This window comes from Halorubrum sp. GN12_10-3_MGM (assembly GCF_005435235.1).
In the GTDB taxonomy this organism is placed as follows: Archaea; Halobacteriota; Halobacteria; order Halobacteriales; family Haloferacaceae; genus Halorubrum; species Halorubrum ezzemoulense.
Genome location: NZ_SGUB01000028.1, coordinates 18,724 through 41,871, shown reverse-complemented (window position 1 = coordinate 41,871; position 23,148 = coordinate 18,724). Strand labels below are relative to the sequence as shown.

Sequence of the window (23,148 nt, the reverse complement as noted above, 5' to 3'; positions counted from 1 at the left end):
AACTCGGGATTGACCTGATTTTCATTCCATCAGGCTCACCGCACCTCAACCCAATCGAGCAAGTCTGGAAGTATCTCAAATGGACGATGGCACCAATCGTCGTTGAGAGCGAAGCGGAATTCAAAGAGCTCGTTCAGGAAACTTTTGAGAAAATAACGAAACGCGTCAGCTTCGCAAAGAAGTGGTGTGAACAGTTCCTTGACTTTCGAATGTTATCTTAACCATTATCAGCGCAGCAACTCCCACAATCAGGCCACGTTGCCTTGGACAGCACATTCATCGAACGACAGCAAGCTTCTCAACACTACCTCCAACGTTGTGGCCGGCGCGTAAAAACGATCAAGGCGACAACGCTGACCGATACGGAGTAGTTAGCAGTGCTGGACGTACATTGCTGTATCGAGCGTGAACACGACACGAGGGCTGGGCCTTGGGTCGTCCGCGTTCCGGCGGACGACCCTGCGGTCTGTCGCCGCCGACAATGGGTTCCAAGATTGGAACAGCGAATACCAAGTTGCTGCGCTCAATGTCGAGTCTCTTGTTCACTACCGCGGATCTTCGATAATGGCAACTGCCAATAACGCACTCATCCGAGCAAAGGGCTACACGCAACGCTGGATAGCTGAAACAACGTACTCCTCGGTCAAGCGAACGCAGGCCGCTGCCCTGCGTTCGCGGTTCTGGTACCGACAGTTCCGTGAAATCGTTCTTCTCTTCGCTCTCAACAACATCAAGAAACTCGCTAAAACGCTCTAATCGCCTTCCCGTCTTACATTTTCAATAGAGCAGAATAAGAGTCTCACAAGTTGTTACTGCTATTGACGAAAGGATTGGCGAGTTAGAACTGAGCCAAGAGGAAGCGCAAGCGCAGGGAGAACTAACGCGATACCGGGACAAGCGAGGGGATATTGAGGCAGAGATTGATGACCTACAGGCTGAGCGGGAGAAAAAATAAGCCAACTCACTCAACTTCAGGACTGACTGGATAGTATAACACATTTTGAGTAGGAACCAGAGACTAAAGAAAGTTGAGAGTAGAAGAGATGAGTTGCGGGGACGCCGAACTGATTTGAAAGTTAGGTTAGGAGTCAGCGTTTTGGGCCAGTGGCGACAGGATAAATCGCTGCTCTCGACGCCACTGGTTATCCAGTAAACCACGGAAAGCGTGTGGTCAAGAAAGTCTTCGGAGTGCTTCCTCGATTACGCTAGGTCGAAGCGGTCTGCCCGCATCACTTTACTCCAGGCGTTAACGAAGTCTTCGACGAGCTTCTCCTCGCCGTCTTCTGCTGCATACACCTCGGCAATCGAACGGAGCCGGGAGTGTGACCCGAAGATCAGGTCTGTACGGGTCGCCTTCCACTTGAGGTCGCCGGTGTCGCGGTCGTAGCCCTCGAACACCTGCTCCTCAATGGACGGTTCCCAGTTCGTTTCCATGCTCAGGAGGTTCACGAAGAAGTCATTCGTCAGCGCCTCCGGCTGGTCGGTAAGCACGCCGTACTCCCTGTCGCCGTACGTAGCGCCGAGCGTCCGCATACCGCCGACTAACGCAGTCATATCGTCAGGCGTCAGGTTCAGCAGGTCGGCCTTGTCGACCAACAGTTCCTCAGCCGGCTGATCGACACCGTCTGGAACGTAGTTGCGGAACCCATCGACCTGCGGCTTGAGCGCTTCAAACGAGTCTGCATCAGTCTGTCCGGCAGTCGCGTCGGTCCGACCGGGCTCGAATGGCACGTCGATGTCGTAGCCGGCCTCGGCTGCGGCCTCCTCAACGGCCACGTTCCCACCGAGCACAATGAGGTCAGCCAACGACACCTGCACCTCGCCGCGCGAGTCGTTAAACTTTGCCTGGATGCGTTCGTACGTTTCCAAGACTGTTTTCAGCTTCTCCGGCTCGTTAACATCCCAACCGCGCTGTGGTTCCAGGCGAATGCGAGCTCCGTTTGCACCACCACGCTTGTCGCTGTCTCGGTACGTCGACGCAGAGGCCCACGCGGTCTTGATTAACTGCGCCTGTGAGAGGTCCGTCTCAAGAATCGCTTCCTTGAGATGGGCGATCTCTTCGGCACCCACAAGTTCGTACTCTGCATCGGGGAGCGGATCCTGCCAGACCATCGTTTCGTCGGGGACCTCGGGACCGAGGAACCGTTCTGGCGGACCCATGTCACGGTGGGTCAGTTTGTACCAGGCCTTGGCGAACGCTATTCCGAACTCCATTGGGTTCTCCTGGAACGTCTCCATGATCTCTCGGTAGTCCGGATCTTTCTTGAGCGCGACATCCGTCGTGAGCATCATCGGCGTGACCTGCTCACTGTCGTTGAGGGCGTCCGGCGCGGCGTCCTCAAGCTCGTCGCTCTTCGGCGTCCACTGCCAGGCACCACCCGGCCCCTTCTCGGGCTCCCACTCGTAATCGAGGAGGTTATTGACGTATCCCATGTCCCAGTTTGTCGGAGACTGGGTCCACGGCCCCTCAATCCCGCTCGTGGTGACTTCGCCGTCCTCAACGGCGGCGTCATTCTGCCAGCCGAGCCCCATGTTCTCCATGGGAGCCGCCTCCGGCTCGGGCCCGAGTACCTCTTCGGGGTCGTCTTTGCCGTGAACTTTCCCGAAGGTGTGGCCACCAGCAATGAGTGCGGCCGTCTGCTTGTCGTTCATTGCCATCCGGGAGAACGTCTGGCGAATATTCTTTGCCGACGCCTCGGGGTCGGGCTGTCCATCCGGCCCTTCAGGATTAACGTAAATAAGCCCCATCACCGACGCGCCGAGCCCCTTCTTAATCTCACCGGGCTGCTCGAAGCGGCCCTGGGTTTCCAGCTCGTCTTCCGGGCCCCAGTTAACTGCTTTGTCAGTGTCGAAGTCGTCTTCGCGACCGCCAGCGAAGCCGTACGTCTGGAACCCCATCGACTCGACAGCGACGTTCCCAGCGAGGACGATCAGGTCCGACCACGACAGGTTACGGCCGTACTTCTGCTTGACAGGCCAAAGCAGGCGCCGGGCCTTATCAAGGTTGGCGTTGTCCGGCCAACTATTAAGTGGCGCAAACCGCTGCCGGGCACCGGCCGCTCCGCCGCGTCCGTCGTAAGCGCGGTACGTACCAGCACTGTGCCACGCCATTCGGATCATAAGCGGACCGTAGTGGTCGTAGTCGGCCGGCCACCAGTCTTGTGGGTCCGTCAGTACGTCTTCGATGTCCGCCTTGACCTCCTCAAGATCGAGTTCCTGAAACGCCTCTCCGTAGTCGAAGTTCTCATCGAGTGGGTCGGATTTCTGGCTATTCTGATCGAGTATGTCTAAGCTCAGTCGTTCAGGCCACCAGTCCTGATTCGACTTTCCAGTAAACGTCTCGTTTGAACTATTGCTAGCCATCTGCTTAATCATACTGACTTCTGCGTCATAACAGTTGCTTGGCAAAGCTTACCATTACGATGAAAAACCCCGACAATACAAAATAAAATCTACTTTGTAAAGCACTAAAGTTGGCTTAGTCACGGATTTTCTTCGAGAGTTTCACGAGTCCTTACAGCTGCCCGTACGATATGGCGCCGCAGCGAATTCCAAGAAATAGGCTTGTGCTCATCAGTTGGACGGGCTACGATGACAATGTCAAGAGCAACAGCTTCTCATCGGTGAATTTTTGAACATCTGAAGATACTGGATAAGTCGCTGTCACCTCAAAGTCGTTTTCACAGAGAGATTCCAATAGTTCTCCCCACGATTTTTCATCACTATGATTATAAGTGTAGGCGAGAGTACTATCCTCCTTCAGTGTGCGGTTAATATAGTAGTCGGTAGAAGTTTTTACTCAGAAAGGTATGTTGCCTGTAATAGATCAGCTCAACGAGATCTCCGTCGAAGAACTCCAAGAGGCGCTTGACAATGTTGATGGAAACAAGCCGACTCAACGGCTGTTAGCTGCGATCGCGTACAAAAACGGCGTCACGTAAACCGAACTTGCCGAGTGGTACGACACAGAGCGAAAAACGATTTATAACTGGCTCAACCGATTCGATACCGACGAACCGCTTGAACAAGCTGTTACAAATGCTCACTGATCTGGTCGAAAACGAAAAATCTCAGAAAACAGCAAAAAGAGTTTGAACAAACAGTCCACGAATCACCCGAAGAGATCGGCGTTGACGCGCCGGCGTGGACGCCGGCGCTCGCACAAGAATATCTTGAAGAAATGTACGGCGTCGACTACTCAATCCCAAGCTGCCGGCGGTTGTTGAAAGAAGCGGGATTGAGTTATCAAAAACCACGCCGTTCAGCCGCTGAATCCGACGAAGACGACCAAGAAGCGTTTCACGACGAGATCAAAAAAAGCGGCGAGAGATGGACGCCACAGTAGTCTGTATCGATCAAACCAAAAAATCCGTCCAAGTCGAGCCGCGTGCCGCGTGGTTTCCGCGCGGCACGCGGCCTTCTGTCGAATTATCCGGTCAACGGGAGTGGACATGCTTGCTCGGCGCAATCACCGAGGACGGCGATCGCTTTTTCTCACGGCTTCCCGAGTACATCACCGCCGATCACGCAAAACATTTCATTTTAGCACTATGTGACGAATTTGAAGAGGATCTGATCGTCGTGCTCGATGGCGCACCGTATTTTCAGGCATCGGCCGTCACGGACCTCGCGGCCCGTGACGACCTCGCCTTTGTGACGCTCCCGTCATATTCGCCGGAGTTGAACCCTGTCGAGGAATGTTGGAGACAGCTCCAAGCAGCTCTCAGCAACCGATTCTTCGACTCACTCGACGAACTTACAACAGCGATCGATACCGCTCTTGACCAAATTTCCATTCCAAAAGTGGGCAACTATTTCTAACGTCTACTATAGCGTCCCGTGACGACCTCGCGTTTGTGACGGTCCCATCGTATTCACCGGAGCTGAACCCAGTTGAGGAATGCTGGAGATAACTTCAAGCAGCGCTCAGCAACCGGTTCTTCGACTCACTCGACGAGCTGACAACAGCGATCGACAGTGCTCTTGACCAAATCTCTATCCCAAAAGTGAGCAACTATTTCTAACGTCTACTATATCTCTAAATTCTCTCGACAGCGCTCTTGAGTCAACTCAGAGTGACCCGATTCCGACGCCTTCTGCGGATTCAACAGAGCACATCTTTTCGTACTGACTCAACCGGTCGTAGTGTTCGTCGAAAACACCCGCCGTCACGTTCGCGCGGTCACCGACAACCTCTTTCGGAACATCACTGTTCAAATGGTGAGTGATCCCACCACGCCGGAAAGCGTGCGGACTCACGCTCGAGGGGCAGTCAAATGCGGCGGTATACTCCATTACGCCGCATTCATCTGGATCACGGTCATGCGGACACTCTCCAGTGGAAACGTAGGGGCTTGTGTATCTGTAACAATCCCCTCGAAGCGTCGATCGATGCGCACGTCCGTTTGATGTCGACACGAGTGGTCGCCTGCCGAGCTCGTCGTCAACATCAGGCCACCGATTCGCTATCCAGTCACAATGGGTCTTGGGCAGGACGTAAGTCGGGAGAATACGAGTGGTATGAAATACAGGCTCGAAGTATTACTCGTGACGGCACCACCGCCAAGCGACGCCGAACCCGAGCCAGTCAGAGCGGGTATCCAGCGCGGCGAGTTCGATCCGACAGGCGTCACGAATAGTGGAGACGGAGACTGGTCCACGTATGACGAAGATCCATTCACTGACCGACCAACGACTGCCTCTCTGTGAAAAACAGGGGCATTTTCCATTTTAGGCCGGCCAAAAAATCAACGTCTTTAAGTTCTTTTAGGCTGGCCTAAAATATGTGCAAGAGACACGACGAACCTGGCTAAAGGGAACAGGCGCAGCAATAGCTGGCGTTGCCCTCGGAGGTTGTAACGGGATGTCCGGCGATGAAGAGTCGACGCCCGGTGCTAATGAAGGACAGTCAACAGACGGCGCTTCGGACGATGAGGAAGCGCTCCAATCGGATCCGACGCACGCCGCAGTCGCCGCGGAATGGAACACGATGCGGATGCGGCTTGACGACGCGTTTACCTTCAGCATTGCCGGCCACGCCGGGGCGGGGGCGAGCGTCGGTCAGAACGTTTTCGCACGTTTCGAGGGCGCAAACGGCGAGTACGGTGCCCATGAGTTCCTCGAAACGACGAGCGAGGACAACTACGAGGGCTTCGAGGAGGACGGTCTGGTCGTCATGAACGAGGGGCTGAGCGCGGGTGATGTCGAGGCCGCCCGCGGCGGCTGGGAGGCGGCACACACGAACCTCCGCGAGGCGACCGTCACACGCGTCGGCGAGACCGGAGCGAACGCGCTGGAAGTCCTCCGGTTCGGCACGGCGGTCAACAACATCGAACTGCTCTCCGCCGCCGGCGACACCGAGGGCGCGGCGTCGGTCGGCCAAGAGGTGCTGGGCTGGTGGGAAACCTCGCCCGCTCATGATGCGGTCGAAAGCGCCGATAGTGAGGCCTACGAGTCGCTCGAAGGTGGGATGGAAGACGCGATCTCAGCCGCCCAATCCGGTGACATGGAGTCGCTCCGCAGTGCAACAAGTACGGCGTTGAACGCGTCGGCTACTGGAGCGTATGCCGTCGCTACGAACGAGGAACTCGCGGGCGCGGGGCAAATCGCGTCCTATCAGGGTCAGGGCTGGGACGCCGCGGCGCTCGCGTCGATGAGCGGCCCCTCGACGGAGTTTGTCCACGCGGCGGCCCTGACGATCTACCGGGCGCGAGTCCACGACGCGGCCCGGCTCTACGAGCGTGGGCACGCCGAGGCGGCGCGACAGCGCGTCAAGAACGTCTTCGCTCACTTCGAAGGCGCCCGTGCTCACGAGGCTCTGGAAGAGGCCAGCGAGGACGCCTATACCCGCTTCGAGGACGGCGGCTTGAGTGCGCTCTCGGCGGCCATCGAGAACGACGACGCTGAGGGCGTCGCGTCAGCGGTCGAGACAATCAACGGCTCGCTGGTCGAGGGCATTGAGGCGCTGGGAAGTGGCGCCGAGCCGGCGTTGCTTGAGGCGGGCTACTTCAAAGCCCGAATCGAGGACGCTCACGAACGGTACCGTCTCGGCGAAGAGCCGGCCGCTGCCGAGACAGTCCGTGGGCTATTCGAGACATTCGAGACCAACGAGGCCGACTTCCACGAGACGCTCGAAGAGACCGACGAATCGCTGTACGAGACCTTCGAAGAAGAACACCTCAACGGATTGATCACGGCATTCGAGGAGGGCAACGACGCGGCCGTCGACGAACACGTGAGCGGCATCCGCGAAACGCTGCTGTCCTTCGAGACGGCCGCTGGATCGACCGCGCAGGTGAGCGCCGTCGAGAGCGGCTATATGGCCGCTCGGGTCTTCGACGCAGGCGTTCTCGACGTTCTCGGAGAAAACGAGCGCGCCGGGTCGCTGGTTCAGGCGGCCTTCCAGCACTTTGAGGCGGGTGCCGGCGGGTTCCACGAGGCACTCGAAGAGGCCGACCACGACCGCTATGAGTCCTTTGAGGCCGCCCTCAGCGACGCATCGAGCGCTGCACAAGAAGGCGGAGACGCCGGTGAACAGTCCCGTGCGTTCAATGACGAGGCGGTCGGGGCGATTTACGCGGTCGTTGAATCCGGTGGCGGGTCGTTCGGCGGGGCAGCGACATCGATTATGCAAGACACCTTCGCTGCTTTCGAGGAGGCAGAAGTCCACGAGATGCTCGAGGAGGCCGACGAGAGCGCCTACGAAAGATACGAGTCCGCGCTGAACGACTATATCGGCGCGATCGAGTCAGGGTCGGGCGTCAGGAGCGCAGCGTCGGCGTACGCCGACGCTTCGATTCGTGCGCAGTTCGCCGTCGTCGGGGCCGTCGACGAAGCCCCCGTCGGCGAGGGTAGCGGCGGCGAGTCGGGCGGCGGGAGTGAGGAAACGGATCTTCAGGGCGGCCCCAACATTCAGGATGGGGTGCCGGACGACGCCGACCACGTGGTCAATATGCAGGCTGTCGCCTTCGAGCCGGAGGAACTGACGATCCAGCAGGGCGATACAGTCGCGTGGAAGCACGCTGCAGGGGAACCACACAACGTCGTTGCATATGAGGGTGAAATTCCAGAGGACGCGGAGCACTGGGCCTCCGGTGGGTTCGAAAGCGAGGAGGCCGCCCGCGAGGGCTGGGAGGATGGTGAGGGTGCCGTTCAGTCCGGCAAATCGTACGTCCACACGTTCGAAGCGACCGGGACACACGAGTATTTCTGTGTTCCTCATGAGGCTGCAGGGATGGTCGGTTCCGTCATTGTCGAATAAGCGATGGTACCGTCGTATTCCACGTGGTATCGTCGCGAACAAGCATCTAAGCGAGGGGCCGCCGATGAGGGGCCCCCTGCGAGAGGTGACCGGCTGACGCCTCTCCGAGAGAGACCAGGGAATCGACGCTTTCCCGAGTGGGGTGCGCATTTGCCATTCCCGAAAACGACACTCGATATGCGCAGCGTCCCAGTCGACAAACAATGCTACGGGACTGACTATGAGTGGTCTGTCGGACCCTCAAACAGTCCCGATTCCGGTTCAAAAAGGCCATCAAATGGGGTTTCAGAGTAAGTATGGTCGGCCCGACACTTATTGACATCAGGGAACACATCGACGGCCTCGGGACCAAAGGCGGCCAGTACTACGTCCGCTGTGGCCGCACGGGCGACCGACCGGTCCCGGCGGCCGGCACTCGGTTCCCGGACCGGGCCACCGCACGGGCCGCCGCTCGGGCCACCAAACAGTACCGCTCGGCGCTGCGACGATACGACCCGCAGGTCCCTTACTACGACCTGATCGTCTGTGAGGAGCCACCAATGGGTTCGACGAAAGGACACCGCTACGATTCGATGACCGAACGAGACGAGTACACGCTTTCCGAGCCCGTGATCACCAAGACTCCCACTCCCGGACACGGCGATCTCGTCGAGTTCTGTCACCGCGTCGCCGGCGCCGTCTTCGAGACGCTTTCTGAATCGGGGTACGACGACATCGAGACTGCTGTTATGGACGCCTACTTCGAGCTCGCCGAGAACGTCGGTGGACCCGACGAACTCTGTCTCTGCCTGCTCAAAAGCATAACTGCTGAACTCCACGAGCGGCTGTCTCCTGCTGACCAGGCTGAAGTCCTTACCGATGCCGCAGCGCGACTCAAACCACCCACCGACGAAACCAATCCTCTCGACGCGACGCTGGACACACTCGAGCAGCGAGGCGTTATCGAGAGCTACACGGGCTCGCCGGACTCGGTCGATCTCGACACTGGCGCGGAAGCCGTTGTCGTGCAGATCTCCGGCTACGCACTCTCGGCACAGAACGACCGACTTCCCGTACTGCCGGTCACGCTCGAACTCTGCCGCCATCACACGGACCATCCCCCACAATCTATTCAGGTGACCACCGGAGACGGCGGCTGGCAGCTCATGTTCGGCCTCGCGGACACGGGAGACCAAAACGGCATCGTAAGTGCGCCGATCGACGGGGAGGTGTGAGATGGTCGTCGACACCTACATCGAGCAAGCGCGAACGTGCGCTCGATCCGAGCAGGATGCTATTGCTGAGATGCGGGACGCTTACGAGGCATTCATCCGTCGGGTACAGAAACAACAGCCCGAGCAGACACCATCATCGGCTGCTGGCCTCACAACAGCCGGGGGAGTCACTCACCTCTCCGCAGACTCCTCCAGTACTGATGGCTGTCGGCCTGTCCGAAAGGCCTTCGCCGAGACGATTCGCCCCCACAGCGTCGCCGATCTCGACGAGACCGAGTCCTTGCTGGAAACGATGCGCGAGGAGTTTACTGACGCAATCGCAGTAGCACTCGCCCCGACGACAGAGGCCTCGTTCACTCCCGACCTGAAACGGATGGTCCTCACCGAAGCACAAGCTCGGCGGGCGGAAGCCACGGCGTTACGGAAAGCGCTCGAACGCGAGGAAGCACATCTCGACGAGGCGGGTGTGGTGGTCGACGACATCATCGCCTGGATCGTCAACGCGAACCAGACGCCGTTGACCGACCTCGGCTTCGATGCGCTACAACAGCGCCACGAAACGCTTACCGATCATCGCGACCGCTGTGAGGAGATGGCTTACGACCGGCAGGCATTCCTCGAGGCAACGACGAACAACGGTGTTGACGTCGGCGTCCGCCACCGAAGCCTCATGCCGTACCTCTATCAGGATTTCCCAGTCGACCATCCGGTGCTGGCGACGGTGGCGACGCTCGATGAAACGTGTCAGAAGTGCCAACGAACCGTGCGGGATCATCTGGTTCGGGGGGGCTGACCGATGAGCAACGGGCCTCGTCGACAGCGAGCGGAGCCGGCTCGTGTTCGCTCGGTTCGCGCCGTCGGCCCAGAACGCGGGGCTGTCGGCGCCGAGGACGCGGTCGAGCAGGAGTGCTTGGACGGGCGTGACTCCGAGTTCGTCGTCGACGTCGACGAGCGTGACGCCCGGCGAGAGGTCCGGGAGGTCGCCGGTCGGTCGTCGGGAACGAGTTGGCATGGTAGGGCCGACGGGGAATTAGGTGAACCGCCTCGGGGTCAAGCCCCGAGGCTTCCCGTTTCAATGACGCGACTTGCAGGAACCGACGAAGAAGAGCCTCCATCGGTTTCCACAGCGGTCGCAGTCTCCACGGGCGTCACTTCGGCCTGTCCCAGACCTAACTCCTGAAGACCACGAGAAAGAACGTTGTACGACGCATTCGCATCCCTGTCCGCCTCAAACCCACAACTCGGGCAACTGTGTTCTCGCACCCACAGCGGCTTCTCCGTCTCGACACCACACTCGGCGCACTCCTTGGTCGTCCCCGCAGGGTTCACTTGGACGACGTGCGTGCCGTACAAGTCGCCCTTGTACTCCAGCATCTCAATGAATGCACGCCACGCGGCATCCTGCTTGTTCCGTGCATTTCCGTCGCTTTGGAGCATCCCCGCGACGTTCAAGTTTTCAACGAACACGGCGTCATACTCTTTGACGAGCCACGTCGTGAGCTTGTGCTGGAAGTCTTCGATTTTCCGCTTGATCCTTCGCTTGACTTTGGCGACCTTACGGCGTTGTTTCTCCCAGTTGTTACTCCCGTGTTCTTTCCGGGAGAGACTGCGCTGTTCCCGACACAGGCGTTCGTACTCGTCGGAGAGGTCGAGCCAGTCCACGCTGTCACCGTCCGACGTGTAGATGTAGTTGGTGATGCCGAGGTCGATGCCAACGCAGTCCTCAACATCCAAGTCGTCTACGTCAGGTTTCTCGGGGAGTGCAGTGTCTTCGACTTCGAGGCCGAACGTGACGTACCACTCACCCGTCGTCTCCTTTTTCAGGGTGACTTCTTTGATGGTGGCGTTGCTGGGAATCTCTCGGTGGTAGCGGATAGGGATGTCACCGATTTTGGAGAGCCAGAGCGTGGCAGTCCGACCACTCGTGTTTTTGAGTTCGAAGCCGGACTGCGAGTACGTTAGACTCTGGTATTCCCTTGGTGCCTTCCACTTGAGCCGCCCGACGGTGTGCCCGTTCTGCTTCTTCTCGGAGAGGGTTGAGAGGTTGTCGTAGAAGCGTTCGACGGTCTTCTGCAACGCCTTCGAGTAGACTTCAGAGAACACGGGCCATTTGTCTTTCCACTCGGTGAGGCGCTTCTGGTGTTGGTACGCCGAACCGATGTTGTCCTCGTCGGTGTCGAGGGTTTGGTATTCGTAGCGGGTGTGGTTGTAGGCTTGACGATGAATGTCAATGTGACGTTCCACTTCCGCAGTCACGCCTGTTCGGTCAGGGTAGGCGCGGAAGCGGTAGTCGTACCACATCGCTGTACCGTGATTATCGCCGTGTTGGTAGTTAATTGTTAGTGTCACGGAGTGTCGGCTTCAACCCCGGGGTCAAGCCCCGGGGCATTCGCCTCGTACCGCCTGTAAAAGGGGTGAGCCATGGACGGGCGGTGAAAGTGGAAGTGACACCCCGCAGGCTGTGACCACTATCAGCGATAAGCAGTTCGTTTGTAGTACTCAGCTTTGAATGTTGAGTATCTAACACTTAATCGACCGAAAATGGCGGCTGAGACGGTGTGAGCATGGAAAAGAGAGTTCAGCCGCAGACGCTCCGCTCTCCACTAGAGGTTCAAACGCAGTGAACGCTGTCTTCATTACCCTCTGTGAATCACTCTCCTGTTCGACCGATACCGTAAACTCCTCGTAGGACGTCTTTCCCTCCGGTTTCGGGCCTAATAGTGTCAACACGACAACGTTCAAAGCTGAGTCAATCAGAGGCTTCTGGTTTGACGCTGATCTTCAGAACAGGACAGGTAATATGTTCCCAGTCAAGAGCCCCGCACATGGTGGCGCAGGGGACCCGCCTCACTCGCCAATTCAAAATCTAAAACACTACTACTTCACCCACCCCCGGGGATGTCCGCAATTTCACGGGATATAGTGACAAACTACGCTGTCAAGTCTGTATTGTAGTAATCTTGGTTGCGAGTATTTCACGTGGCCTCGGAGGTGTAGTGGTTCGAACAGGAGACCACGGGTTTAGCTGTGAAAGTACGTGAGTTACTATTGGATCTCACTACACGGCTCGTTAGGCCGGGGGTAGTGGGTTCCCCGATAGGAGTCTATGTTTGAGCCAACGTCGGTTAATCGAGAATGATGAAGCCGTTTGAGGATTACCTCTCCCACCCCCGGGGGCGTCCGCAATTCACGGAGGAAAGAAGAAGTCAGATTCAAAACGAAACTGAGAGACTCAGTTCACGTGTACTTTAGAATGACCCGCTAATGACTGAAAATAGCCTTCACGGGTTCAGTAGTCACGATTTCGTATAGAAACCATCTAATAAACTATGTTTCAGTGACGGTCGCAAAGAGTCGATATATCTACCGCCCGCCCCCGGGGATGTCCGCAATTCTGAGTCCAGACTGTCTGCCGGTCTAAGTCGGACAGCAGCCAAAGTACTTAAACAAATACTAAACACAATAAGAACAAGCGTAAGAATCCTTCTATCTGCTACTTACACATACCAATAAAAAGATTTATTATATACGTTAGTGACTATTGCTAATCGTGGCAAATTCACGAATTCTACGTCTAGTTAGGCCGATGAAGATAGCTATAATAGGGGTACTGTTTCTCGGATAATTGCGGACAACCCCGGGGGCGGGGGTATAGTTCGTATTGAGTCACAACACGACCGTCTGTTACCAAACTGACGACAATCCCGGACAGGGCGGGGGGTTATACAGACAAGTCAGACATTACGGACACGGGGGTTTATGTGGTATGAATACACGAAATATGGTAGTGGACTCGTCCCCGTATTCAACGACCTCCGAGATCTTTGCGGTCGGCGGCGAGGACTACCTCAAAGAAGGCCACACGCCAGCAACGCTTCCAGAACGCCAAAACGAGATCTTGAAGCTACGACGGTCGTTGAAGCCAGCAGCTCGCGGTGCCGGCGCTGAAAACACGTTCCTCTCAGGGAAAGCCGGCCAGGGAAAGACAGCAGCCGCAAAAGCAGAATTGGCCGAGTTGGAGATGTTCGCTAACGCCCAGAATCTCGACCTAACAACGGTGTTCTTCTCGTGTGAGGGTATTTCTTCAAGCTACACACTCGCCTGTGGACTCTGTGAAGAAATCGGTGGCGAGAATCCTAACGGCCACTCGATGCAGAAGGTTCTTGACCACCTCTGGGAGGGAATGAACGAGATTGGTGGCACAATCATCATCGTCCTCGACGAGATTGACAACCTCGGTACGGACGATAAGATCCTCTATTCGCTCCCCCGTGCACGTGATAAAGACTACGTCAACGACGATGTCTATCCGTCAATCATTGGCATCAGCAACGACCTCCAGTGGCGTGATAACCTCGATCCGGCCGCGAAAGATAGCCTCTACGATGATTCGATTTTCTTTGCGCCTTACGACGCACATGAACTCCGTGATATCCTTTCTCGCCGTGCGAGCAAAGCATTCCGTGACACTTCACTTGTATATGAGACTCCCGCCGGCGAAGAGTTTGAGGCCGATGTCGACTTGGATGATGACGATGGCTCGCTTGCCAAAGCCTTCGAACAGATAGATGTCGACCGATCCGAGTGTACACTGCTTCGTATTGATTCAGCGATTCTGTCTGATGACGTGATTCCGCTCTGTGCTGCGTACGCTGCTCAGGACAAAGGCAGTGCCCGCCAAGCAATCAAGTACCTCCGGAAAGCCGCAGCGATTGCTGAATCTGAGGGTGATACGCGAGTTGGGGAAGAACACGTCCGAGCCGCTCAAAGCGAAGCTGAGCGCGAGCTCATCATTGAAGGGATGGAGCAGCTCACGACTCAGGGGCACCTCGCGCTCGCAGCGGTGACAATTCTTGAGCTCGGAGGCTCCTCCGGGATCCGGACCCGCGATGTCTATGATGTCTACACCTCCCTTTCAGACCACATCGGTGCTGACCGTTTGGCTCAACGTCGAATGCGTGATCATCTTATCGAGCTCGATATGTTGAGTATCATTCGAGCACGAAAATCTGCCTCGGGGTCGGTTGGTGGTGAAGCCTATACGTTTGAACTCCGCGTTGAGCCCTCGACAGCGATTGAGGTACTGGAGGCCGTTTCTCGATTCGAATCGGTTGAGTTCAATGAACTTGCGAAAAGCTGGCTCAACGAACAGCAGACACTGAACTAGCCCCAGTCGCGGCGGCAGTAGTCCGATACGCACACCCCCCGGTGTGTCCGCAATTGATGGAATATTTAGTGACGCTGAGGATTGTGAATCAGTTTCGTTGCCCCCTCTTTGACTCCTCCCATCGCCTTCACCATTTTATATCGCACACGGGGTGTGGGGGTACGATCTCGCGTGGATTGTAGTTAACCAACAAACCCACTCCAAAAACGACCTTTTTGTTGGTTAACGTGGCTGGCCCTTTTCCCCACTCTCGGCTCGTCCGTGCCGTCTATCTATCTCATCAAGCATATCGAGCGTCTTTCGGATTGATGCCCGAACCGCGTCGCTTCGATTGACGAATTTTCCCTCGTCACCGACGTGTTCGTTGAGGTCATCAAGCAGTTCTTGGGGGATCTCAACGCTGACCTTCGGCATACGCTCGTATTCGCAGAGGAATCTCTTCAGCGTATCGCACAGCACCCCAGTTGCTAGATTGGAGCCTCACCTACGTCGTCTCGGCATCCGGAGTCACAATCTATCTCAGATCATGCTGTGATTACGACAGGTCGTCTTGGAATCTTCTAAGACTGAAACATTCATTCGGGTTCGCCGAATACGTGTGATGTATGTAGCGGAGCGATAACCGGTCGTCTGCCGCGGACAAAGCGTAACGACCGGCGAGTTACGAGAACTCCGGCCGCTCAGCATACGCAATCGGGTCACGTGACCCGGCATTCCGAAACGCCTCAAGCCGGAACGCACACGCATCACACGTCCCACACGCCGGTTCCTCGTCGCGGTAACACGACCACGTCATCTCGTACGGCACCCCGAGCTCCAACCCCCGCTCCGCAATCTCCGTCTTCGACCACTCGACGAACGGCGCTTTCAGCTCGATCTCCGTCTCTGGTTTCGTCCCGACGTCGATCACGTTCTGAAAGGCGTCGAAGAAGGCGGGGCGACAATCGGGATACCCGGAGAAGTCCTCGGAGTGCGCCCCAATGAACAGCGCCTCTGAATCAGTCGCCTCCGCGTACGACGTCGCCATCGACAACAGATTCGCGTTTCGGAAGGGCACGTACGACGTCGGGATCTCGTCACTCTCCATGTCGGCGTCAGCCACGTCCATCTCTTCGTCCGTCAAACTCGATGTACCGATCTGCGAGAGGTGCCCCGTTTCGATATGGAGGAAGTCGGCCGCGTCGACCTCCTCAGCAAGCGCTTTCGCACACTCGTACTCCTTGTCTTCAGTTCGCTGCCCGTACGACGTGTGGAGGAAGTACGGCTCGTACCCCTGCTCGATCGCCTCGTAGACAGCCGTCGCACTATCCATCCCGCCGGACACCAGAATCACCGCGCTTTTGTTGCTCATGTCTGCCCAGTTGTGTCGAATCGATTGTCACTCTGTTCACCACACCGCACTCGCGGCACTGCGCTCTTCCGACCGGTCTCTGAGAGTGACGTACTCATGTACCCGGTGCGTCGTTCCATAGGTCCACGTGGAGTCGTGGCGTGTACCGGTAGCCGTACTCCATCGCCAGCTCGGCGACCTCGCTTCGCGTCCCGTCGAGTTGCTCGCGCGTCATGCCCTCCGGCATCAACAGGACGTCATCATCGGCGACGGTCGTCGCCGTCGCTTCTCGCACTCGGTCAACCAGGCCCGTGATCTCCGGGAGGTCCGACTCGTCGGTCACGACGAACTTGAGTTGGGTCTCGTACGCATCGACCATCTGGGACAACGCATCCATGTCGATCCGGTTCTGTTCGTGTTTCTGTTCCCACTCTCCCTCCCCCTTCGGGTCACGCTCCGGTGTCGGCGTGCTGTTCGCCAGCTTCGGGCTGATACTCGCCAGATCGATCGGCGCGTCCCGATGGATCGTCCCGTTCGTCTCCACCGTCGTGTGATACCCCTCTGCGTCAAGCCGTTCTAAGAGCTCGACGGACTCCTCGTGGATGAGTGGTTCCCCACCTGTGAGCACGACGTGGCCAGCCTGTTCGTGGGACTGTATTTCCTCGACGATCGAATCGACGTCGCGCCACGCCCCGGTCGGCTCCCACGACGTATGGTAGGAATCACAGAACCAACACCGGAGGTTACACCCAGACGTCCGCACGAAGACAGAAGGGACACCTGCGAGCGTTCCCTCACCCTGTAACGAGTAGAACACCTCGTTGATCGGGAGGCCCTCACTAGTCACGTCAGCGTCCGTTGCGGGTTCCTCGATATCGCTAGCGACCGGCATCAGTAACTCGCACAGAGCTCACCGGTTTCGCTCACCGACACCGACACGTCCGAGATGGTGTCCGGGAACGCATCGAGCATGCGTTGTTCGAGGAGGACGCTCATGACCTCGGCTGTCGGTGGGTGATCGAGGACGACGAGGGCGTCGCCGTCGCCCGACGCTTCGAAGGCATCGACAAGTGGGTCGCCCTCCTCAACGAGGAACCGGTGGTCCCACGCGTCGATGACGTCCGTGACGTCGCCTTTGTCGACGACCCAGCCTTCTTCGGTGAGTTCCCCCGTCACTTCCACGGTGATCTCGTAGTTGTGGCCATGTGGCCGCGAGCACTTCCCATCGTGATGGAGGATTCGATGGCCCGAGCTGATTCGGATGGGGTTGTCGGCTCCGATTTGGAGTGTTCGTTGGCCTGCCTCAGCGAGATCGATCGGCTTAGAGTCATCTTTCGATATGCTCTGGGACATACTTGAAGAATACTTGTGTGAGGGATAAGCGTTGAGATTTGGTCGTCCTGCCGATGCCTCAGGCTGTACGATCGACGGAAGCCATCAAAGAGTGTCAACGGTAAATTTAGAACTCATGGCAAATAGATACACCACGCCTCTGATTCGGGATCTCTAAACCCCCCAATTATGTTTCCCACGAGTGATAGCCAGTGTAATGGCAGCCTCGCTCGCTGAACCTACGGTGCTTGCTGCTGCGAAAGATACGCTGTATCCTGATATTGAGACGAGCCCCGATCAGTACGCGGTCACAGAAACGCAGTTCACGCAATCCACGTGGGGCGGGTGGACTATTCCGCAGGCGCTACGAGAGCGGCTTGCGCCGTACAACACGATTCGACTCGCTGCTGGGGAACCAGATCTTCTCGGCGTTGGGATGCCGGCCACTGAGGTGCTCAACGGTGATGCGGCCACGACACCAGTCACAGTGATCGAGGCGAAAGGCCACAACTCGGACCCGGCCGCTGCGGACGTCGCTCGCGGTATCACCCAAGCGCACAACCATCTCCCTGAAGTCAACCTTGGCTACGTCGCTGCGCCGGCGCCCAGTATCACCGACACAGCACGTGCCCAGGCGCGGAATCTCAACGTTGGTGTCATCGCCGTCGATGATTCGGATTCGGCACGTGTCATCGAACCCGCTCGCGTCACGGGGGCTGGTGAGTTCTCGACGACAATCGATGCGGTCCGGCTTCAGGCGACTACGCATCGACTAACCGACGGAAGCTTCCCGGTGAATCACCCGAAAAACTACCTCGGATACGCGCTTGCGGTTGCTGTCGACGGCGACACCGAGACCGTGTACGTCGACAACGTCATCAACGCTATTTCTGGTGGGCGGCGCGGCGCGATTCTGTTGAACCTCGTCAACGACCAGCCAAACGGCGACTCACTCACGCACCTCGGCGCAGAAGTCGTCCGCTTCGGCCGCGACCAGCACGGCAGTGTAACAGCGGCGCTCGCCGAGTTCGACACGTGGACAGGCAGATCAACGAGGTTCACCGAGCTCGCCCCACGATGGGCACAGCTCGCACGCTCCGTCGCCATCCAATACGAGCCGACTCGACTCATCATCAGCGCACTCGAACGGCTCCATCAGAGCGGGACGCGAGACGCAACGCTCGCCGACGTCGCACTCGAAGCCGCACGCATCAACCAACCACTCGCCGTCGAAGTGTTCTTCACCCAGCATCGACGGGACGATGTCCTCACCGCAGACGGCGACATCAATGAAGCCGTGCTGACTGATCCGACGGTGTACAAGTCTGGCATTCACTTCCAATTCAAATACCAACTCTACCACGTCGGAATCCTCACCACCGGCGGCACCGACGACAAGAAGACCGTGTTGAGCAACACGTGGCGGTTAGAGCAAGCGGTTGGTAGCGCATCCGGACCACGGTGACCCAGGAGAGAGTTTCAACGGAGAACTGTACGCACCCACCGGCTTAGGTCCGTCTGTGAACGGATTGTTCCGCGTCGAATACCTCGCTACCTCTCTGACTGTGTATCGAACGCTGCCAACAAGTCATCAAGAATCATCGTCCCAGTCGCAGTGTCGAGTGGGTCGTTGTTGTTCCCACAGTCTTCGCTCATGACACAGAGCGGGCAGCCCCGGCGACGGCCACACTCACAGTCAGCAATGTGTTCGCGTGTCCGGTCCGCTAGTGTCTCGATGTGCTCGTATATCGCCTTTGAGAAGCCGATCCCACCGTCGATTCCATCATGAACAAACCATGTCGGCCCTGGGATCGTCTCGTGTGGGTACGACGGCGTTGAGAGCCCGCCAATATCGTGATTGTCGATCATCAGCTCCAGCGGTGCGAGCTGGATGATCCCGTGTTCAGCGGCGTGGAGCCCGCCAGCGTACGTGTACCGCGCTTGTTCCATCGGCACTCGCGGATCATCGCCTGCGCGTTCCGTCGGTTCCAAGAGCGGCGCATCAAGGGCATTGATCGTCGTCCGTAGATGGTCCTCGGGCAGCGAGACCCACAGGAGCTCGGTCTGTAAATCAAGCGGTGGTGTCTCGGTCGGAAGCGGTCCGTCAATGAGTTCGCCCGTTCGGTAGTCACGGACCATGTAGCTCCCGTAGGTGATCCGCACCGTCCCTGTCCCGAAGTAGATATCATAGTCACCTGCCAGCGAAGTGTGGTCTTTGACGTCGAGATCCTGAACCTGCTTGGTTGACAGCGTCTGCGTGTAGTGCGTGGTAGCCACCTCCTCGACGTGGATTCGCGGGTGCGGCTGGTCGTGGTCCACCTCTGTCACTTCGTACTGTTGGCCCGCATGGAGGAACAACGCCCCCTCATGGTAGTCACGGTAAGCTCGTTCCGTAGCGACCGGGTCGTGCTCAATCTCGCCGTTGGTACAGACCACCTCGTAATCGATGCCCGTCGTCCCGTACAGCGAGATCCGGCTCTGCGGGCGTCGGTCGCCGGCGTAGGTAATACCGCCAGCGTCGAGATCCCCCGCTTGTTCAAGTAACCCGGCGTCTTGCCACATGGCTGTCATCTCTCGGAACCGGTCTTCACCACCGAGATACGGCGCGTCCTCAGCCGTGAGCGGACGTTCGGCGGCCGCCGCGAGCAGGTGGTCTGCGAAGACGCGGTCGTTATCGATAGAGACCACCGCATCCTCCACGGTGTCGTCATCGAATAGATACCCTGGATTATCGAGAATATAGGCATCCATCGCGTCTGTCCCCCCAACAAGCACTGAGAGCGCGTCACTCGTCCCGCGGCCCGCCCGCCCAATCTGTTGCCAGAAGGACTGTTTGGTCCCCGGATATGAGTCCGTCACCGTTGCGTCCACCGACCCGATGTCAATCCCCAGCTCCAACGCGTTCGTCGAGATGACCGCATCGAGGTCAGCGCTTTTCAACTGGTTTTCGACGGATCGACGCTTCCGCTTGCCAAGGCCCGCGTGGTAAGGTTCAACGTCGATGTACCCATCACGCGGGTGGTCACGAACGGCCTGTACCGTTTGTTTTGCGCCGATCTCGGTTCCTTGACGGGCTGTCGTGAACTGTAGCGTCTGGATCCCGTTGACCGCCAAGTGCGCCGTCACGGAGGACGCTTCACGCGCACTGGACCGACGCGCCTGTTCGAACCCCTCCATCAGGTCGCCGCTGCCATCATCATACCCTTCGAGCGCCTCGTCATCGAGCGGTGGCTCCCACAACACGATATCACGATTCCCACGCGGCGACCCATCCTCGCTGACGACGCTGAACTCGGCCCCGGTCAATGTGGAGGCGTGAGCAGCCGGATTACCGATCGTCGCAGTCGTGATCACGAACTGCGGATCCGCACCGTAGTGGGCGAGTACGCGCCGAAGCCGGCGCAAGATCCACGCAACGTGAGTCCCCATGACGCCGCCGTACTCGTGGCCCTCGTCAATCACCACGAGCTCAAGATTACTGTAGAAGCGATGCCAGCCGCGATCCTTGTTGTGGCGCGGTAAGTAGACGTTCAACCCGGCCGGGTTCGTGAGGATAACGTTCGCATTCTCACGAACAGTCCGCTTCCGCTCATCTTTGGTGTCACCATCATACGTCCCGATGTGAGTATCGAGATCCAACTCACCGCGCAACCCATCGTTCAGCGCTTGTTCTTGATCGTTTGTGAGCGCTTTCGTCGGGAACAGACAAAGTGCGGTCGCATCATCGTTAGCGAGGTGATTCCGTGCGATCTGAAGCTGGTAGATCAGCGTCTTCCCCGATGAGGTCGACGTCGTAATCACCACGTTCTCATCGGCCGCAAGCAACTCTAGTGCCTCAGCCTGATGTGAGTACAGATCATGGCCGAGCCGTGACGCAAGCCGATCCTGAAGCACGTCCTCGGGAGCGACAGTCTCAGCAGACTGCGCGTTGAGGCGCTCGCTATGCCGGATCTGTTCACGCCAGTCCGGGAACGACTCTTTCAGCTCCGACTCAGAGAGTACCTCGCGGTGACGAGCAGTCCCTCCGTCAGGCATCAGCATCCGCGTGTCGGTTGAATTCCCGTTTTCGGATCGAGGTGAATGGTTGTCAGTCATGGTCAGGAGAAATCGGCGAGCGAGCCTTGTGAGCTGTTTTCACCGGTCGGCGTCTTCGTTTCCGAGTCCCGTCGCGCAGCAGCTTCGAGATGCTCATAGATCGTAGCGAGCGCTCGCACGTCGTCTTCACAGTACCGTTCCAACCGGTCCCAGTCCGGTTCAACAACGGTTCCCGCGTTCGCCTCCCCAGCAACCTGGCTTCGATACGCCGTGTACAGCTTGGCAACGGTGGCCCCGTCGATCCCGTTCGTCGACGGCTCCCAGCCGAGCGCGTCAGCGACGTGTTCCAGCTTGTTCGTTCGCCCAGGAAGCGCTGCGTTGCCGCCGTTCTTCTTCGTAGCCCACCACAACGCATCGAACTGATAGCGATCGGTCCAAGCCTCCACGAGATCGGGGTGGTGCTGCTGGAGTTGTTCGGTGATGACCGGAAAGTCGAATCGGAACCCGTTCCATGCGACGACCGGCCGCCTCGCTGCGGCACCAGTGAGCCAGGTCATAAACGCCTTCAAATGGGACCCGTCACCGACCGCCTGCTCACGGAAACTCATGTAGTGCCCATCCTCAGGGCCGCCGTCGAGCACCCCGATTAGCCACGCCGCCGATGGATTCAGCCCATCCGTCTCAATGTCGATGAACACCGGCTCCTGATTCGGTAGCGAATCATCACCCGTCGGGCGGACAGTGTTCGTGGACTGTGCCTCCGCAGCGGTCTGGATCGTGCTCGCAGAGGTTCGCCCCAACCCAGATAATTCGGTGAGTTGCCGGAGCGGAGTGTCGGCAAGCCCATCGACAGTAGTGATGCCAGCCTCACGCAACGTCTCAAACCGCGTCGGACCGATCTCCGGAACACCGCGCAAGCCGAATTTCTGCGGATCAATCTCGGAGACATCAACTGCTCCATTCGAACAGAGGGCAACGAGCGTTGCCTGTGTCGTATCCGCCGTCGTACCAACACCGAGATCGGCGTTCGACGTCCCGACACCAACAAACTGCGAGTCACCATCGTCTCCATGACTCCGTGTCGTCGTGAACCCAGCTCGTAACGCCGTCGAAAGATGAACCGTACGCGCCGTCCACCAGTTGTCCGGAACGCGACCGCGATAGGTACGGAGCCCCTCAAGTGTTGCTGACCGGGCATACGGATCCACAGATAACGAAACAGACTGGTCAATCAGACAGATCTGAGAAGTCGTCGCTACATCAGCCAGATCTTCTCCCACTGAAGATATCCCGACTCTGCTCGCAATCCGCTCCGGGTCGAGCGACTCCTCACCCATCGGCAACGCTATGACAACACACCGATCCTCGTCTGTAACCGCCACGTCCGGCCGCATCCCGGTGCCAACTTCAAGCATATCGAAATCGAACTCTCGATTGAGAGCCGGGCCAACGATGCTCGCCTGCGGCTCCGTCGCAACAAGCACATCAGGATCCAAGCTATCGACCATCGCGGTGATGGTATCGCGGTGAGAGCTGCTCACAGCGGCCCCAGAAAGCGCAAGGATTCGAGTCGGCGACTCATCCGGAGGCGGCAACACCGGCAGTTGCGGCCCCGTCTCCCCACCGTCAGTACTCAACCGTGGTGGACGGGTGGAGTCGGAGTGCCGAGCAGAATCCGGCTCGTCGGTCATCTCAACTGATACGTTGACCCGGGAGCATATTAATCTTCGAAGAGCGGCGTGAAAGTGATTAGAAGAGGTCGTCACTCAGTGAAATCTGCGAGCGTCTTCCGCCGCCGGTTCTCAGGTTG

Annotated in this window: 13 protein-coding genes and 5 pseudogenes; 9 read left to right on the top strand and 9 right to left on the bottom strand. The window is 57.9% G+C overall.

From position 1 onward, the window contains the following. A pseudogene (locus EXE47_RS15870) lies at nucleotides 1-221 on the top strand (IS630 family transposase); the annotation flags it as partial. Between the two features lie 3 nt (nucleotides 222-224). Further along, nucleotides 225-756 (top strand): annotated as a pseudogene (locus EXE47_RS15865) (transposase); the annotation flags it as partial. 444 nt (nucleotides 757-1,200) lie between these two features. Here EXE47_RS15865 and katG read toward each other — a convergent pair. Both katG and EXE47_RS19390 read right to left on the bottom strand, forming a co-directional pair. Beyond that, entirely contained in the window at nucleotides 1,201-3,363 is a 2,163-nt protein-coding gene (gene katG, locus EXE47_RS15860) for a catalase/peroxidase HPI (protein ID WP_089309007.1), read from the bottom strand. A gap of 125 nt (nucleotides 3,364-3,488) precedes the next feature. After that, a pseudogene (locus EXE47_RS19390) lies at nucleotides 3,489-3,775 on the bottom strand (DNA methyltransferase); the annotation flags it as partial. 46 nt (nucleotides 3,776-3,821) lie between these two features. On the opposite strand from EXE47_RS19390, the pseudogene EXE47_RS15855 reads away from it, so the two are divergent. From EXE47_RS15855 to EXE47_RS15825, 5 genes and pseudogenes are all read left to right on the top strand, one after another. Beyond that, a pseudogene (locus EXE47_RS15855) lies at nucleotides 3,822-4,821 on the top strand (IS630 family transposase). A 17-nt stretch (nucleotides 4,822-4,838) separates the two neighbouring features. Beyond that, nucleotides 4,839-5,024, top strand: a pseudogene (locus tag EXE47_RS15850) (transposase); the annotation flags it as partial. An 839-nt stretch (nucleotides 5,025-5,863) separates the two neighbouring features. Further along, entirely contained in the window at nucleotides 5,864-8,260 is a 2,397-nt protein-coding gene (locus EXE47_RS15835) for a DUF5059 domain-containing protein (RefSeq protein ID WP_199237909.1), read from the top strand. A gap of 296 nt (nucleotides 8,261-8,556) precedes the next feature. Next, nucleotides 8,557-9,474, top strand: a complete 918-nt coding sequence (locus EXE47_RS15830) for a hypothetical protein (protein ID WP_137703977.1) — start codon at nucleotides 8,557-8,559, stop codon at nucleotides 9,472-9,474. 1 nt (nucleotide 9,475) lies between these two features. Beyond that, complete coding sequence (locus EXE47_RS15825) at nucleotides 9,476-10,267, top strand: hypothetical protein (protein ID WP_137703968.1); 792 nt, start codon at nucleotides 9,476-9,478, stop codon at nucleotides 10,265-10,267. Between the two features lie 257 nt (nucleotides 10,268-10,524). Here the strand turns inward: EXE47_RS15825 and EXE47_RS15815 are convergent, their stop codons facing one another. Beyond that, nucleotides 10,525-11,775 carry an RNA-guided endonuclease TnpB family protein gene (locus tag EXE47_RS15815; RefSeq protein ID WP_137703969.1) on the bottom strand — a complete coding sequence of 417 codons (1,251 nt, stop codon included), beginning with the start codon at nucleotides 11,773-11,775 and terminating at the stop codon, nucleotides 10,525-10,527. Between the two features lie 1,486 nt (nucleotides 11,776-13,261). Here EXE47_RS15815 and EXE47_RS15810 point away from each other — a divergent pair. Next, nucleotides 13,262-14,641, top strand: coding sequence for a Cdc6/Cdc18 family protein (locus EXE47_RS15810; protein ID WP_137703970.1), 1,380 nt, complete (start codon nucleotides 13,262-13,264; stop codon nucleotides 14,639-14,641). 222 nt (nucleotides 14,642-14,863) lie between these two features. Here the strand turns inward: EXE47_RS15810 and EXE47_RS15805 are convergent, their stop codons facing one another. From EXE47_RS15805 to EXE47_RS15790, 4 genes are all read right to left on the bottom strand, one after another. Next, nucleotides 14,864-15,055: a ribbon-helix-helix domain-containing protein gene (locus tag EXE47_RS15805; RefSeq protein ID WP_137703971.1), complete on the bottom strand. Its 192-nt coding sequence runs from the start codon at nucleotides 15,053-15,055 to the stop codon at nucleotides 14,864-14,866. A 247-nt stretch (nucleotides 15,056-15,302) separates the two neighbouring features. Beyond that, the gene (gene queC / locus EXE47_RS15800; RefSeq protein ID WP_137703972.1) at nucleotides 15,303-15,992 is read right to left on the bottom strand and encodes a 7-cyano-7-deazaguanine synthase QueC; all 690 of its coding nucleotides are present in this window, start codon (nucleotides 15,990-15,992) and stop codon (nucleotides 15,303-15,305) included. A gap of 94 nt (nucleotides 15,993-16,086) precedes the next feature. After that, nucleotides 16,087-16,863: a 7-carboxy-7-deazaguanine synthase QueE gene (locus EXE47_RS15795; RefSeq protein WP_137703973.1), complete on the bottom strand. Its 777-nt coding sequence runs from the start codon at nucleotides 16,861-16,863 to the stop codon at nucleotides 16,087-16,089. Continuing rightward, complete coding sequence (locus tag EXE47_RS15790; protein ID WP_137703974.1) at nucleotides 16,863-17,324, bottom strand: 6-pyruvoyl tetrahydropterin synthase family protein; 462 nt, start codon at nucleotides 17,322-17,324, stop codon at nucleotides 16,863-16,865. Before EXE47_RS15790 ends, EXE47_RS15795 begins: the two co-directional genes overlap by 1 nt. Before the next feature lie 196 nt (nucleotides 17,325-17,520). On the opposite strand from EXE47_RS15790, the gene EXE47_RS15785 reads away from it, so the two are divergent. Further along, nucleotides 17,521-18,768: a hypothetical protein gene (locus EXE47_RS15785; protein WP_137703975.1), complete on the top strand. Its 1,248-nt coding sequence runs from the start codon at nucleotides 17,521-17,523 to the stop codon at nucleotides 18,766-18,768. An 86-nt stretch (nucleotides 18,769-18,854) separates the two neighbouring features. Here EXE47_RS15785 and EXE47_RS15780 read toward each other — a convergent pair whose 3' ends face one another. Next, the gene (locus EXE47_RS15780) at nucleotides 18,855-21,338 is read right to left on the bottom strand and encodes a DEAD/DEAH box helicase (RefSeq protein WP_137708514.1); all 2,484 of its coding nucleotides are present in this window, start codon (nucleotides 21,336-21,338) and stop codon (nucleotides 18,855-18,857) included. Nucleotides 21,339-21,400: 62 nt separating this feature from the next. After that, nucleotides 21,401-23,029 carry a ribonuclease H-like domain-containing protein gene (locus EXE47_RS15775; protein WP_137703949.1) on the bottom strand — a complete coding sequence of 543 codons (1,629 nt, stop codon included), beginning with the start codon at nucleotides 23,027-23,029 and terminating at the stop codon, nucleotides 21,401-21,403. Nucleotides 23,030-23,148: the final 119 nt, after the last annotated feature.